Source organism: Pseudomonas grimontii, from assembly GCF_007858185.1.
Taxonomy (GTDB): domain Bacteria; phylum Pseudomonadota; class Gammaproteobacteria; order Pseudomonadales; family Pseudomonadaceae; genus Aquipseudomonas; species Aquipseudomonas grimontii.
In genome coordinates this window covers 79,610-93,262 of the sequence record NZ_VFES01000020.1, presented here as the reverse complement: position 1 = coordinate 93,262, position 13,653 = coordinate 79,610, and the positions used below count along the sequence as shown (strand labels likewise).

Sequence of the window (13,653 nt, the reverse complement as noted above, 5' to 3'; positions counted from 1 at the left end):
CTGCAAAAACCATGTGGGAGGGGCCCTCGATGGCCATCTGTCAGTCACTCAATATATTGACTGATCCACCGCTATCGGGGGTAAGCCCCCTCCCACATTTGATCTCCATTGGTCTCGATATCGAGCCATCGCCCCGCTGCCGCTGTTCGTCCCTGCCCCACCCTGCTATGATTCGCGCGCCCTTTTTGCGGGTAATCCTGACTAAAGTACTAGGTCTTATAGTTGACTTAAATACTCGGGAATCGCATACTTGCTCCCATTCTGAAACACCTTGGTACTTGTCCATGAGACTGACTACAAAAGGCCGATACGCGGTAACCGCCATGCTTGACCTGGCCTTGCACGCGCAAACTGGGCCGGTGTCCCTGGCCGATATCTCCGAGCGCCAAGGCATTTCCCTGTCCTACCTCGAGCAACTGTTCGCCAAGTTGCGCCGTAGCAATCTGGTCTCCAGCGTACGTGGGCCGGGCGGCGGCTATCAACTGTCCCGTGACATGCAGGGCATCCAGGTAGCCCAGGTGATCGACGCGGTCAACGAATCCGTCGATGCGACCAAATGCCAGGGCCTGGGTGACTGCCACGCCGGCGACACCTGCCTGACGCACCACTTGTGGTGTGACTTGAGCCTGCAGATCCATGAGTTTTTGAGTGGTATCAGCTTGGCTGATCTTGTGACTCGCCGTGAGGTGCAAGAAGTAGCCCAGCGTCAGGACCAGCGCCGTTGCAACACCAAGGCGCCGCGTCTGGACAAGATCGAAGCGTCCGCCGTCGAGTGACAGCCGAAGAGCTAACGGCACGCCAGCCAGCCTGATTTAGGAGAAAGTCCATGAAATTGCCGATTTACCTTGATTACTCAGCGACCACCCCGGTTGATCCGCGTGTCGCGCAAAAGATGAGTGAATGCCTGTTGGTCGACGGAAACTTCGGCAACCCGGCCTCCCGTTCCCACGTGTTCGGCTGGAAAGCCGAGGAAGCGGTCGAAAACGCTCGTCGCCAGGTCGCTGACCTGGTTGGCGCAGACCCGCGCGAAATCGTCTGGACCTCCGGTGCCACCGAATCCGACAACCTGGCTATCAAGGGCGCGGCGCATTTCTACGCGACCAAAGGCAAGCACCTGATCACCACCAAGATTGAGCACAAGGCTGTCCTCGACACCATGCGCCAACTGGAACGTGAAGGTTTCGAGGTGACTTACCTCGAGCCAACCACCGACGGTATCGTCACCCCGGCCATGATCGAAGCCGTGCTGCGTGAAGACACCATCCTGGTTTCCGTGATCCACGTGAACAATGAAATCGGCACTATCAACGACATCGCAGCCATCGGCGAACTGACTCGCTCCAAGGGCATCCTGCTGCACGTCGATGCTGCTCAGTCCACCGGCAAGGTCGACATCGACCTGTCCAAGCTGAAGGTCGACCTGATGTCGTTCTCGGCCCACAAGACCTACGGTCCTAAAGGTATCGGCGCGCTGTACGTGAGCCGTAAGCCACGCGTGCGCATCGAAGCCACCATGCACGGTGGCGGTCACGAACGTGGCATGCGTTCGGGCACCCTGGCGACCCACCAGATCGTCGGCATGGGCGAAGCCTTCCGTGTAGCCAAGGAAGACATGGCTGCCGAAAACGTACGTATCAAGGCCCTGAGCGATCGCTTCTACAAGCAGGTCGAGAACCTTGAAGAGCTGTACATCAACGGCAGCATGACTGCTCGTGTACCGCACAACCTGAATTTGAGCTTCAACTATGTCGAAGGCGAGTCGCTGATCATGGCGCTCAAGGACCTGGCGGTTTCGTCCGGTTCGGCCTGCACCTCGGCTTCGCTTGAGCCTTCGTACGTACTGCGCGCCCTGGGCCGCAACGACGAACTGGCACACAGCTCGATCCGCTTTACGTTCGGCCGCTTCACCACCGAAGAGCAAGTCGACTACGCCGCGCAGAAAGTCTGCGAAGCCGTCAACAAGCTGCGCGTTCTGTCGCCGCTGTGGGACATGTACAAAGACGGTGTCGATATTTCCAAGATCGAGTGGGCGGCACACTAACTATAGAAGCCGCCACCCAAGCTCTGTAGGAACGTGGCGGAAAACGCAGGCGTTTTTACAGGGTTCCAGAGCGGCCCTGATGAGTGAGGATTCAGTACCATGGCTTACAGCGAAAAGGTCATCGACCACTACGAAAACCCGCGCAACGTCGGCAAGATGGACGCGGAAGATCCTGATGTCGGCACTGGCATGGTTGGCGCTCCGGCGTGCGGCGATGTGATGCGCCTGCAGATCAAGGTCAACGAAGCTGGCGTTATCGAAGACGCCAAGTTCAAGACTTACGGCTGCGGTTCGGCCATCGCCTCCAGCTCCCTGGCGACCGAATGGATGAAAGGCAAGACCCTGGATGAGGCTGTGACTATCAGCAACACCCAACTGGCCGAAGAGCTGGCCTTGCCGCCAGTGAAAATCCACTGCTCCGTACTCGCTGAAGACGCCATCAAGGCGGCCGTTCGCGACTACAAGCAGAAGAAAGGCTTGATCTAAGCATTTGGCGACGAGTAAGGAGTCAACGATGGCTATCAGCATGACAGAAGCGGCTGCGCGGCACGTGCGACGCTCCCTGGATGGGCGCGGTAAAGGTGAGGGGATTCGTCTGGGTGTACGCACCACGGGCTGTTCCGGCCTTGCCTATGTGCTGGAGTTCGTCGACGAGGTGGTTGAGGAAGACCAGGTGTTCGAAAGTCACGGCGAGAAAGTGATCATCGACCCTAAAAGCCTGACCTACCTGGACGGCACCGAGCTCGATTTCGTCAAGGAAGGGTTGAACGAAGGCTTCAAGTTCAACAACCCCAACGTACGCGGTGAATGTGGCTGCGGCGAAAGCTTCAACATCTGAGGCTATTCGTGGGTACTCCTTGTCATTTCGCTTTATTCGAGCTGCAGCCGAGTTTTCGGTTGGACCTCGAGCAGCTTGCCACGCGCTATCGAGAATTGGCGCGTGGGGTGCATCCGGATCGCTTCGCTGACGCTTCCGAGCGTGAGCAACGCTTGGCGCTGGAGCAATCGGCCAGCCTCAACGAAGCCTATCAGACGCTCAAGAGCCCTCCGAAGCGCGCGCGTTACTTGCTCGCGATGAACGGTGGCGAGTTGCCGCTTGAAGTCACGGTGCATGATCCCGACTTCCTGATGCAGCAGATGCAGTGGCGTGAAGAGCTCGAAGACTTGCAGGACGAAGCCGATGTGGCGGGTGTCGCGGTCTTCAAGCGTCGTCTGAAAACCGCCCAGGATGAGCTCAACGAAAGCTTCGCAGCCTGTTGGGATGATGCTGCGCAGCGTGAACAGGCCGAACGCCTGATGCGGCGCATGCAGTTCCTCGACAAGCTCACCTACGAAGTGCGCCAGCTAGAAGAGCGCCTCGACGATTAACCCAGTGCTGCCCGTGATGCACGCCTGATAGACAGATAAGACCTGATTACCATGGCTCTACTGCAAATCGCCGAACCCGGCCAAAGCCCTCAACCGCACCAGCGTCGCCTGGCGGTGGGGATTGACCTGGGCACCACCAATTCCCTGGTTGCTGCCTTGCGCAGCGGCCTGTCCGAGCCGCTGCCCGACGCCGATGGCCAGGTGATCCTGCCGTCCGCCGTGCGCTATCACGCTGATCGCACCGAAGTGGGTGAGTCGGCCAAGCTGGCGGCGTCTACCGATCCTTTGAACACCGTGCTGTCGGTCAAGCGCTTGATGGGTCGTGGTCTGTCCGACGTCAAGCAACTCGGCGACCAGTTGCCGTACCGTTTTGTTGGCGGCGAATCCCATATGCCGTTCATCGACACCGTCCAGGGGCCGAAAAGCCCGGTGGAAGTGTCGGCGGATATTCTCAAGGTGCTGCGCCAGCGCGCGGAAACCACGTTGGGCGGCGAACTGGTCGGTGCGGTGATCACCGTTCCGGCATATTTCGATGATGCACAGCGCCAAGCTACCAAGGACGCGGCGAAGCTCGCCGGCCTGAACGTGTTGCGCCTGCTCAACGAGCCGACCGCTGCGGCCGTGGCCTATGGCCTGGACCAGCACGCTGAAGGGCTGGTCGCTATTTACGACCTGGGCGGCGGCACCTTTGATATTTCGATCCTGCGCCTGACCGGCGGTGTGTTTGAAGTACTGGCTACCGGTGGCGATACAGCACTGGGTGGCGATGACTTCGACCACGCCATCGCGGGCTGGATCATCAGCAGCGCTGGCTTGTCCGCTGACCTGGATCCGGGCGAGCAACGTAACTTGCTGCAAACGGCCTGTGCCGCTAAAGAGGCGCTGACTGACGCCGCTTCTGTTGAGGTTTCCTACGGCAGTTGGTGCGCCCAGCTGACTCGTGAAGCCTTCGATTCGTTGATCGAGCCGATGGTTGCCCGCAGCCTGAAGGCCTGCCGTCGCGCCGTGCGTGATTCCGGTATCGAGCTGGAAGATGTCGGTGCCGTGGTCATGGTCGGCGGTTCCACCCGCGTCCCAAGGGTTCGCGACGCCGTTGCCGAAGCCTTTGGCCGCCAGCCGCTGACAGAAATCGACCCGGACCAGGTGGTAGCCATCGGTGCCGCCATCCAGGCTGACACCCTGGCCGGTAACAAGCGTGATGGCGGCGAATTGCTGCTGCTTGACGTGATTCCGCTGTCCCTGGGGCTCGAGACCATGGGGGGGCTGATGGAGAAGGTGATTCCACGGAACACCACCATCCCCGTCGCCCGCGCCCAGGACTTCACCACTTACAAAGATGGCCAGACGGCCATGATGATTCATGTGCTGCAAGGCGAGCGCGAACTGATCAGCGACTGTCGCTCCCTGGCGCGCTTTGAGTTGCGCGGCATCCCGGCCATGGTCGCGGGTGCGGCGAAGATCCGCGTGACCTTCCAGGTCGACGCTGACGGCCTGCTCAGCGTCGCCGCGCGTGAGTTGGGTTCGGGCGTTGAAGCGAGCATCCAGGTCAAGCCGTCCTACGGCCTGACTGACGGCGAAATCGCCAAGATGCTCAAGGATTCTTTCCAATACGCCGGTGACGACAAGGTCGCTCGCGTACTGCGTGAACAACAAGTGGATGCCCAGCGCCTGCTCGAAGCGGTGCAGGGCGCCCTTGACGCCGACGGCGAGCGCCTGCTGGATGCCGAAGAGCGCATGGTCATCGACCTGCAGATGCAGGAACTGGCCGAACTGATGAAAGGCAACGATGGTTACGCCATCGAGCAACAGACCAAGCGCTTGTCGCAGGTCACTGACGCCTTTGCCGCCCGCCGCATGGATCAGACGGTGAAAGCCGCACTGGCCGGGCGCAACCTGAATGAAATCGAGGAATAATTAATGCCGCAGGTCATTTTTCTGCCACACGCCGAGCATTGCCCGGACGGTATGGTTGTTGAGGCTGAGACCGGCAAGTCCATCCTCGAAGTTGCCCATGACAACCACATCGAGATCGAAAGCGCCTGTGGTGGTGTGTGCGCCTGCACCACCTGCCACTGCATCATTCGCGAAGGCTTCAACAGCCTGGAAGAGGCAGATGAGTTGGAAGAGGACTTTCTTGACCGCGCCTGGGGCCTGGAAGCCACTTCTCGCCTAAGCTGCCAGGCAAAGGTCGGGACTGAAGACATCACCGTCGAAATTCCGAAGTATTCGCTCAACCATGCGGCCGAAGCGCCGCACTGATTCAAGGAAGTGTCATGAGTCTTAAATGGGTTGATGTGCAAGAGATCGCTATCCTGTTGGCCGACGGCAACCCGGATATGGATCCCTATTCCCTGAATTTTGTTGCTTTGCGTGACATGGTCATGGCCTTGCCAGGCTTTGAGGATGAGCGCGATCGCGGCGGCGAAAAGGTTCTGGAAGCTATCCAGACCGCCTGGAAAGAAGAACAGGACTGACGCCTCCCTTACGCAGTTAGGCAATACCTAAGAACCCGCGTATAATTCGCGGGTTTAATTTTTCGTAAATTACCGTTTCTGGAGTTACACCATGGCTGTTCAACGCACTTTCTCCATCATCAAGCCTGACGCTGTTGCAAAAAACGTCATCGGCGAGATCACCACTCGTTTCGAAAAAGCCGGCCTGAAGGTTGTAGCTTCGAAACTCAAGCAACTGTCCAAGGCTGAAGCTGAAGGCTTCTACGCTGAGCACAGCGCTCGTGGCTTCTTCGGCGACCTGGTTGCCTTCATGATCTCCGGTCCTGTTGTTGTTCAGGTTCTGGAAGGCGAAAACGCTATCGCTTTGAACCGTGAGCTGATGGGCGCTACCAACCCTAAAGAAGCGGCTGCCGGCACCATCCGTGCTGACTTCGCTGACTCCATCGACGCCAACGCTGTACACGGTTCGGACTCCGAAGCCGCTGCTGCCCGTGAAATCTCGTACTTCTTCGCAGCTACTGAAGTAACCACTCGCTAAGCATCGGCTTAAAGAGTGAGGGTGAATCCATGACGACATCGACTGTAAAAACCAACCTGCTGGGTCTGACTCAACAGGAAATGGAAAAATTCTTCGACTCAATCGGGGAGAAGCGTTTCCGTGCCGGTCAGGTAATGAAATGGATTCACCACTTTGGCGTCGACGATTTCGACGCCATGACGAACGTCAGCAAGGCCCTGCGCGACAAGCTCAAGGCCATTGCTGAGGTCCGTGGCCCCGAAGTGGTCAGCGAGGACATCTCCAGCGACGGCACCCGTAAATGGGTGGTGCGCGTGGCGTCCGGCAGCTGCGTCGAGACCGTGTACATTCCCCAGGGCAAGCGCGGCACCTTGTGCGTTTCGTCCCAGGCAGGCTGTGCCCTGGATTGCAGTTTCTGCTCCACCGGCAAGCAAGGCTTCAACAGCAACCTTACCGCCGCCGAAGTGATCGGCCAGGTGTGGATTGCCAACAAATCCTTTGGCAGCGTCCCGGCGACCGTCGACCGTGCCATCACCAACGTGGTGATGATGGGCATGGGTGAGCCGCTGCTGAACTTCGACAACGTCATCGCGGCCATGCACCTGATGATGGACGACCTGGGCTACGGCATCTCCAAGCGCCGTGTGACCCTGTCTACCTCCGGTGTGGTACCGATGATCGATGAGCTGGCCAAGCACATCGACGTCTCCCTGGCGTTGTCGCTGCACGCACCCAATGACGCATTGCGTAACCAATTGGTGCCGATCAACAAGAAGTATCCGCTTAAGATGCTGCTCGAATCTTGCCAGCGTTATATGGCGACCTTGGGCGAGAAGCGCGTGCTGACCATTGAGTACACCATGCTCAAGGACATCAACGACAAGGTCGAACACGCGGTCGAGATGATCGAACTGCTCAAGAACACCCCGTGCAAGATCAACCTGATTCCGTTCAACCCGTTTCCCCATTCTGGCTACGAGCGGCCGAGCAACAACGCCATCCGCCGTTTCCAGGATCAACTGCACCAGGCCGGCTACAACGTCACCGTGCGCACCACCCGTGGTGAAGACATCGACGCCGCCTGTGGCCAATTGGTAGGACAGGTGCTGGACCGCACCCGTCGCAGCGAACGTTATATTGCGGTGCGTGAACTGAGCGCTGCCGACGATATGCCGCAAAGCGCTGTGAATCGAACCTGAGAGAGGATCTCTATGCCCTTGCGCCTTGCGCTGCTTCTGCTTGTTACCGGTCTCGTGGTCGGTTGTGTTTCATCGGGCCATGACAGCCCTTTGCAAACCGGCAAGGGCCGTGACGAGGTGCGAGTTGCCTATGTGCAACTGGGGTTGGGTTACCTGCGACAAGGCATGAGCGAGCAGGCCAAGGTGCCGTTGAAAAAGGCCCTTGAGCTGGACAGTGACGATGCCGATGCCAATGCCGCACTGGCCCTGGTGTTCCAGGCCCAGGCCGAGCCTGAACTGGCTGACCGGTATTTCAACAAAGCCCTGGCCGCAAGACCTGCCGACCCGCGGCTGCTGAACAATTACGGCAGCTTCCTGTTCGAGCAAAAGCGTTATGACCAGGCAGCCCTTTATTTCCAGCAAGCCAGCACCGATACCCTCTATCCTGAGCGCTCGAGGGTGTTCGAGAACCTTGGGGTGACCTCAATGCGCCTCGGCCAGCGCGACAGCGCACGCCAGCAGCTGGAAAAAGCCCTGCACTTGAACGGTCATCAGCCACGAGCGCTGCTCGAAATGGCTGAGTTGTCCTACGAAGACAGGCATTATGTGCCTGCACGTGACTATTACGAGCGTTTTAGCCTGCTCAGCGGGCAAAATGCACGTAGTCTATTGCTCGGCGCGCGCCTGGCGACGGTTCATGAAGAACGCGACACGGCCGCACGTTTTGGCCAGCAACTCGAACGACTCTATCCCGGTACGCCGGAATATCAGCAATACCTGTCGGAGCAATGATGAAAGCGGCGCACCCGGAAGTTGTAGCAGCTAATCGCGTAAACCCAGGCGACACTTTGCGTCAGGCCCGCGAAAGCAATGGTTGGTCGCTGGCGGAAGTGGCCCTCAAGCTCAATTTGACCACCACATCCCTGGGCAACCTTGAGGCCGGCGCATTCGACAAGCTGCCTGGGCATACCTTCGCCCGCGGTTATATCCGCGCCTACGCCAAGCTGCTGGGCATCGACCAGGCCGTATTGGTCCAGCAATTCGATCAATTCACTGGTACCGACTCCCAGGGCAGCAGTGTCCATGGCCTGGGTCGTATTGAAGAGCCGGTACGGGTTTCCCACACAATCCTGCGTATTGTCAGCCTGTTGTTGCTGATCGCCGTGATCGGCGGCGGTTTTGTCTGGTGGCAAGACCAGGCGTCCCAGCGCAGCAAAGACCTGACCAGCAACGCCATGGAGCACGTCGAAGTCGAGAGCGCCGACGGCACCACCCAGATACATCCGCTGGATGAGCCGGAAGACCAGGCCGTTGCCCAAGGCCAGGCTGCCCCTGAAATTCCGGCCGCCACCGAGCAGTCCGAACCGGAAACCGCGCCGACCGCTGCCGTACCGGCCCCAGTCACACCCGCCGCGCCAGCTCACACGCCGGCCGCCCCGATTGCCCAGGCCAATACACCGACCGCTTCAGCCCAGGCGCCAGCAACTACGGCGCCAGCCGCTCCGGCCGCCCCGGCGATGTCACCACCCACCACCCCAGCGTTGATCGCCGGTGACGGGCGTGTACAAATTACCTTCGTAGCTGACTGCTGGACGCAAGTCACCGATGGCAACGGCAAAGTGCTGGTCAGTGGTCTCAAGCGTAAGGGAGATACGCTCGACCTGGGCGGCAAGCCCCCTCTGACGCTGCGTCTGGGCTTTGCCCGTGGCGCGCAAGTGGCCTACAACGGCCAGCCTGTGGACGTAGCGCAGTTCACCACTGGCGAGACCGCTCGCCTGAAGTTGGGACAATAGTCATGCACGGCGAATCTCCAATCAAACGTCGCGTATCGCGCAAGATCTGGGTCGGCTCGGTGCCGGTGGGTGGCGACGCCCCCATCGCGGTGCAAAGCATGACCAACAGCGACACCAATGACGTTGCCGCTACCGTTGCCCAGATCAATCGTCTGGAAGCGGCCGGAGTAGACATCGTCCGGGTATCCGTCCCGGACATGGATGCTGCCGAGGCTTTCGGGCGCATCAAGCAACTGGTCAAGGTGCCGCTGGTTGCCGACATTCACTTCGACTACAAGATCGCACTGCGCGTGGCCGAGTTGGGCGTCGATTGCCTGCGCATCAACCCGGGCAACATCGGTCGTGAAGACCGTGTGCGCGCCGTGGTGGACGCTGCCCGTGATCGCGGGATCCCGATCCGCATCGGCGTCAACGCCGGTTCCCTGGAAAAAGACCTGCAAAAGAAGTACGGCGAGCCCACTCCGGCAGCGCTGGTTGAGTCTGCACTGCGCCACGTTGAACACTTGGAACGCCTGAACTTCCAGGACTTCAAGGTCAGCGTAAAGGCCTCCGACGTGTTCATGGCGGTAGAAGCCTACCGCCTGCTGGCCAAGGAAATCGTGCAACCGTTGCACCTGGGGATCACTGAAGCCGGCGGTTTGCGCTCAGGCACAGTGAAATCTGCGGTCGGTCTCGGTATGCTGCTCGCCGAAGGAATTGGCGATACTATCCGCATCTCGTTGGCGGCAGACCCGGTAGAGGAAGTGAAAGTCGGCTACGACATTCTCAAATCCCTGCGTTTGCGTTCCCGCGGTATCAACTTCATTGCCTGCCCGAGCTGCTCGCGGCAGAACTTCGACGTGGTGAAAACCATGAACGATCTGGAGTTGCGCCTCGAAGACCTGCTGGTCCCGCTGGATGTTGCAGTGATCGGCTGTGTGGTCAACGGCCCGGGTGAAGCCAAGGAAGCCCATGTGGGCTTGACCGGCGGCACACCGAACCTGATTTACATCGACGGCAAGCCGTCGCAGAAGTTAACGAATGACAATCTGGTGGATCAGCTGGAAAAGTTGATCCGCGAGAAAGCGGCCGAAAAGGTCGCCGCTGACGCAGCGCTGATCGCTCGCGGCTGATTGAACGAATTTAAGGATTTGATGTGAGCAAGTCTCTGCAAGCCATTCGTGGCATGAACGACATCCTGCCGGAGCAAACGCCGCTGTGGCGCTACTTCGAGAGCACTGTCGCGCGCCTGCTGGATAACTACGGTTACAAGCAGATCCGCATGCCGATCGTCGAGTTCACCGAGCTGTTCAAGCGCTCCATCGGTGAAGTGACCGACATCGTCGAAAAAGAGATGTACACCTTTGAAGACCGTAACGGCGACTCCCTGACCTTGCGTCCGGAAGGTACCGCCGCGTGCGTGCGCGCCGTGCTCGAACATGGCCTTACCGGTGGCGGCCAGCCGCAGAAGCTGTGGTACATCGGCCCGATGTTCCGTCACGAGCGCCCACAGAAAGGCCGTTATCGCCAGTTTCACCAGATCGGCCTGGAAGTGTTCAATCTCGATGGTCCGGACATCGATGCCGAGCTGATCGTGCTGACCTGGCGCCTGTGGGGCATGCTGGGTATCCGCGATGCGGTCAAGCTTGAGCTTAACAGCCTGGGCACCAGCGAATCCCGGGGCCGCTACCGCGAAGCGCTGGTGGAGTTCCTGTCCGCCCACCTGGACAAGTTGGACGAAGACAGCCAGCGCCGTCTGAAGACCAACCCGTTGCGCGTGCTGGACACCAAGAACGCCGACACGCAAGCCGTACTGGTCGACGCGCCGAAAATGGCCGACTACCTCGACGACGAGTCCCGTACGCACTTCGAGGGCCTCAAGGCTCGCCTGGATGCGGCCGGTATTCCTTACGTGATCAACCCGAAGCTGGTACGCGGCCTCGATTACTACAGCAAGACCGTGTTCGAGTGGGTCACCGACAAACTCGGCGCCCAGGGCACTGTGTGTGCGGGGGGCCGTTACGACGGCCTGGTCGAGCAGATGGGCGGCAAGCCGACCACTGGCGTAGGTTTTGCCATGGGCATCGAGCGGCTGATCCTGCTGCTGGAAACCCTGGAGCAGGTTCCGGAAGAAATCTCCCGCCAGGTGGATGTGTACCTGTGCGCCTTTGGCGAGGCCGCCGAACTGGCCGCCCTGGCCCTGAGCGAAAAAGTACGTGACCAGTTGCCGAACCTGCGCCTGCAGATCAATGCCGGCGCAGGCAGCTTCAAGAGCCAGTTCAAGAAGGCCGACAAGAGCGGTGCACTGTATGCACTGATCCTTGGCGATGACGAGCTGGCCCAGCAAGTGATAGGTTTCAAACCCCTGCGTGGCCAGGGCGAGCAACAGAACATAGCCTTTGATGCGCTCGCTGCGCACTTGGCCACCTGCGTCGTGCAGGGTTGAAGCTGTCGAACAGCCGAATTTAGCGATTAAGGAGTATTGGGGTGTCGAGTACTGATGATGAGCAGTTGGCCGAGTTCAAGGACTGGTGGCAGCGTAACGGCAAGCCCCTGGTTACTGGCGGTCTGCTGGCTTTAGTGGTGGTGTTCGGCTGGCAAGCCTGGACAAAGTATCAGGCTAACCAGTCCCAAGGCGCCTCGATCGTTTATCAGCAATTGCTGGAAACCACCCTGACGCCGGATGGCAAGCCTGATCCTGCGCAAGTGGCGGACCTGGCTGGCAAGCTGAAGAACGAATTCGGCGGTAGCACCTACGCCCAATACGGCAGCCTGTTCGTCGCGAAGGTCGCGGTTGATACCGGCAAGCTGGATGACGCCGCCGCAGAACTGAAGGCCATCGCCGACAAGCCGACCAACCCGACCCTGGGTGAGATCGCACGTCAGCGCCTGGCCCAGGTATTGGCGGCACAGAACAAGGCCGACGAAGCACTCAAACTGCTCGACGGCGATGCGGACAAGGCATTTGTAGCCACTCGCGAAGAGCTCAAGGGCGACCTGTTGGTCCAATTGGGTCGTACCGACGAAGCCAATGCTGCGTACAAGAAAGCCAAGGCGGCGCTGTCTGATGAAGCGGCGGTCGGTGGCTTACAAATCAAGCTGGACGACCTGGCCAAAGGGGATGCGTGACGTGATCCGTTGGAAACATGCAGCATTGCTGGCTCTGGCCGTTCTGGCCGCGGGTTGCAGCAGCAACAGTAAAAAAGAACTGCCGCCGGCCGAGCTGACCAGCTTCAAGGAAGAAGTCGTCCTGCAAAAGCAATGGAGCCGCTCCATCGGTGACGGCCAGGGCGAGACCTACAACATGTTGGTGCCGGCAATCGACGGTGACAACATTGTGGCCGCTGACGTAACCGGCGTGGTGATCTCCATGGATCGCCTGAACGGCGACGTGAAGTGGAAGAAAGACCTCGAATTGCCTGTGTCCGGCGCCGTAGGCGTAGGTTACGGCATGGTCATGCTCGGCACGCTCAAGGGCGAAGTCGTAGCGCTGGACTCCAGCACCGGTGAAGAGAAATGGCGCGCTCGCGTGACCAGTGAAGTCCTCGCACCGCCTGCCACCAATGGCGATATCGTCGTGGTGCAAACCCAGGACGACCGTGTGATCGGCCTGGACGCCAGCACTGGCGAGCAGCGTTGGTTGTACGACAGCACCCCTGCGGTGCTGACACTGCGCGGTACCAGTGGTCCGGTTGTGACCAACAATCTGGCCGTTGCAGGCCTGTCGACCGGTAAAGTAGTCGCCTTGAACACCCAGAACGGCGTGCCGGCCTGGGAAACCCGTGTGGCCATCCCGCAAGGTCGTTCCGAGCTGGATCGCGTAGTGGACATCGACGGTGGCTTGCTGCTGTCGGGTGAAACCCTTTACGTGGCCACTTACCAGGGCCGTGTTGCTGCACTGGACCTGCAGAGCGGCCGTGTTAACTGGCAGCGTGATGCGTCCAGTTATGCGGGTGTCGCCCAAGGGTTTGGCAGCGTCTACGTAAGCCTGTCGTCCGGCACCGTTGAAAGTGTCGACGAGCGTTCCACCACTGCACTGTGGAGCAATGACTCCCTGGCCCGTCGTCAACTGTCGGCCCCGGAAGTGTTCTCCAGCTACGTAGCGGTCGGCGACTTCGAAGGCTACCTGCACCTGCTGAGCCAGGTGGATGGTCGGTTTGTAGGTCGTGAACGTATCGACAGCGATGGCCTGCGTGCCCGTCCGCTGGTCGTGGGTAACATGCTTTATGTGTTTGGCAACAGCGGCAAGCTGGAAGCCCTGACCATCAAGTAAAGGTTTGACTATGCTTGGGGTAAAACCCAGGCGGCCCCGCTTCGGCGGGGC

16 protein-coding genes are annotated in these 13,653 nt (G+C 59.6%); all 16 read left to right on the top strand.

Annotation, left to right across the window (positions count from 1 at the left end; genetic code table 11):
- Positions 1-284: 284 nt before the first annotated feature.
- The 16 genes from iscR (at position 285) to bamB (ending at position 13,602) form a co-directional block, all read left to right on the top strand.
- The gene (gene iscR, locus FIV39_RS25920) at positions 285-776 is read left to right on the top strand and encodes a Fe-S cluster assembly transcriptional regulator IscR (RefSeq protein ID WP_003194020.1); all 492 of its coding nucleotides are present in this window, start codon (positions 285-287) and stop codon (positions 774-776) included.
- A 50-nt stretch (positions 777-826) separates the two neighbouring features.
- Positions 827-2,041 carry an IscS subfamily cysteine desulfurase gene (locus tag FIV39_RS25915; RefSeq protein WP_090400680.1) on the top strand — a complete coding sequence of 405 codons (1,215 nt, stop codon included), beginning with the start codon at positions 827-829 and terminating at the stop codon, positions 2,039-2,041.
- A 99-nt stretch (positions 2,042-2,140) separates the two neighbouring features.
- Complete coding sequence (gene iscU / locus FIV39_RS25910) at positions 2,141-2,527, top strand: Fe-S cluster assembly scaffold IscU (RefSeq protein ID WP_010565229.1); 387 nt, start codon at positions 2,141-2,143, stop codon at positions 2,525-2,527.
- A gap of 28 nt (positions 2,528-2,555) precedes the next feature.
- The gene (gene iscA / locus FIV39_RS25905; protein WP_048722793.1) at positions 2,556-2,879 is read left to right on the top strand and encodes an iron-sulfur cluster assembly protein IscA; all 324 of its coding nucleotides are present in this window, start codon (positions 2,556-2,558) and stop codon (positions 2,877-2,879) included.
- 8 nt (positions 2,880-2,887) lie between these two features.
- Positions 2,888-3,409 (top strand): co-chaperone HscB, encoded by a 522-nt coding sequence (hscB, locus tag FIV39_RS25900; protein WP_090400679.1) that lies wholly within the window; start codon positions 2,888-2,890, stop codon positions 3,407-3,409.
- Between the two features lie 51 nt (positions 3,410-3,460).
- Positions 3,461-5,323 (top strand): Fe-S protein assembly chaperone HscA, encoded by a 1,863-nt coding sequence (gene hscA, locus FIV39_RS25895; protein WP_090400678.1) that lies wholly within the window; start codon positions 3,461-3,463, stop codon positions 5,321-5,323.
- 3 nt (positions 5,324-5,326) lie between these two features.
- Complete coding sequence (fdx, locus tag FIV39_RS25890; RefSeq protein ID WP_003175958.1) at positions 5,327-5,668, top strand: ISC system 2Fe-2S type ferredoxin; 342 nt, start codon at positions 5,327-5,329, stop codon at positions 5,666-5,668.
- 14 nt (positions 5,669-5,682) lie between these two features.
- The gene (gene iscX, locus FIV39_RS25885) at positions 5,683-5,883 is read left to right on the top strand and encodes a Fe-S cluster assembly protein IscX (protein ID WP_090400677.1); all 201 of its coding nucleotides are present in this window, start codon (positions 5,683-5,685) and stop codon (positions 5,881-5,883) included.
- A gap of 91 nt (positions 5,884-5,974) precedes the next feature.
- Positions 5,975-6,400, top strand: coding sequence for a nucleoside-diphosphate kinase (gene ndk, locus FIV39_RS25880; RefSeq protein WP_017846179.1), 426 nt, complete (start codon positions 5,975-5,977; stop codon positions 6,398-6,400).
- 29 nt (positions 6,401-6,429) lie between these two features.
- Entirely contained in the window at positions 6,430-7,578 is a 1,149-nt protein-coding gene (gene rlmN, locus FIV39_RS25875) for a 23S rRNA (adenine(2503)-C(2))-methyltransferase RlmN (protein ID WP_053135498.1), read from the top strand.
- A 12-nt stretch (positions 7,579-7,590) separates the two neighbouring features.
- Positions 7,591-8,349: a type IV pilus biogenesis/stability protein PilW gene (gene pilW / locus FIV39_RS25870; RefSeq protein ID WP_090400676.1), complete on the top strand. Its 759-nt coding sequence runs from the start codon at positions 7,591-7,593 to the stop codon at positions 8,347-8,349.
- On the top strand, positions 8,349-9,350 hold the full coding sequence (locus tag FIV39_RS25865; protein ID WP_090400675.1) for a RodZ domain-containing protein: 1,002 nt from the start codon (positions 8,349-8,351) through the stop codon (positions 9,348-9,350). The genes pilW and FIV39_RS25865 overlap by 1 nt, the downstream gene beginning before the upstream one ends.
- Positions 9,351-9,352: 2 nt before the next feature.
- Positions 9,353-10,462, top strand: a complete 1,110-nt coding sequence (ispG, locus tag FIV39_RS25860; protein WP_034115889.1) for a flavodoxin-dependent (E)-4-hydroxy-3-methylbut-2-enyl-diphosphate synthase — start codon at positions 9,353-9,355, stop codon at positions 10,460-10,462.
- 23 nt (positions 10,463-10,485) lie between these two features.
- Entirely contained in the window at positions 10,486-11,775 is a 1,290-nt protein-coding gene (gene hisS / locus FIV39_RS25855) for a histidine--tRNA ligase (RefSeq protein ID WP_053135507.1), read from the top strand.
- Between the two features lie 41 nt (positions 11,776-11,816).
- The gene (locus tag FIV39_RS25850; RefSeq protein WP_027605420.1) at positions 11,817-12,458 is read left to right on the top strand and encodes a YfgM family protein; all 642 of its coding nucleotides are present in this window, start codon (positions 11,817-11,819) and stop codon (positions 12,456-12,458) included.
- The gene (gene bamB / locus FIV39_RS25845; RefSeq protein ID WP_090400674.1) at positions 12,451-13,602 is read left to right on the top strand and encodes an outer membrane protein assembly factor BamB; all 1,152 of its coding nucleotides are present in this window, start codon (positions 12,451-12,453) and stop codon (positions 13,600-13,602) included. The genes FIV39_RS25850 and bamB overlap by 8 nt, the downstream gene beginning before the upstream one ends.
- Positions 13,603-13,653 lie beyond the last annotated feature (51 nt).

Bases quoted from the DNA above. Each gene is read 5' to 3' on its own strand.
- iscR (WP_003194020.1), top strand. From the start codon at position 285: ATGAGACTGACTACAAAAGGCCGATACGCGGTAACCGCCATGCTTGAC.
- FIV39_RS25915 (WP_090400680.1), top strand. From the start codon at position 827: ATGAAATTGCCGATTTACCTTGATTACTCAGCGACCACCCCGGTTGAT.
- iscU (WP_010565229.1), top strand. From the start codon at position 2,141: ATGGCTTACAGCGAAAAGGTCATCGACCACTACGAAAACCCGCGCAAC.
- iscA (WP_048722793.1), top strand. From the start codon at position 2,556: ATGGCTATCAGCATGACAGAAGCGGCTGCGCGGCACGTGCGACGCTCC.
- hscA (WP_090400678.1), top strand. From the start codon at position 3,461: ATGGCTCTACTGCAAATCGCCGAACCCGGCCAAAGCCCTCAACCGCAC.
- fdx (WP_003175958.1), top strand. From the start codon at position 5,327: ATGCCGCAGGTCATTTTTCTGCCACACGCCGAGCATTGCCCGGACGGT.
- iscX (WP_090400677.1), top strand. From the start codon at position 5,683: ATGAGTCTTAAATGGGTTGATGTGCAAGAGATCGCTATCCTGTTGGCC.
- ndk (WP_017846179.1), top strand. From the start codon at position 5,975: ATGGCTGTTCAACGCACTTTCTCCATCATCAAGCCTGACGCTGTTGCA.
- rlmN (WP_053135498.1), top strand. From the start codon at position 6,430: ATGACGACATCGACTGTAAAAACCAACCTGCTGGGTCTGACTCAACAG.
- pilW (WP_090400676.1), top strand. From the start codon at position 7,591: ATGCCCTTGCGCCTTGCGCTGCTTCTGCTTGTTACCGGTCTCGTGGTC.
- FIV39_RS25865 (WP_090400675.1), top strand. From the start codon at position 8,349: ATGAAAGCGGCGCACCCGGAAGTTGTAGCAGCTAATCGCGTAAACCCA.
- ispG (WP_034115889.1), top strand. From the start codon at position 9,353: ATGCACGGCGAATCTCCAATCAAACGTCGCGTATCGCGCAAGATCTGG.
- bamB (WP_090400674.1), top strand. From the start codon at position 12,451: ATGCGTGACGTGATCCGTTGGAAACATGCAGCATTGCTGGCTCTGGCC.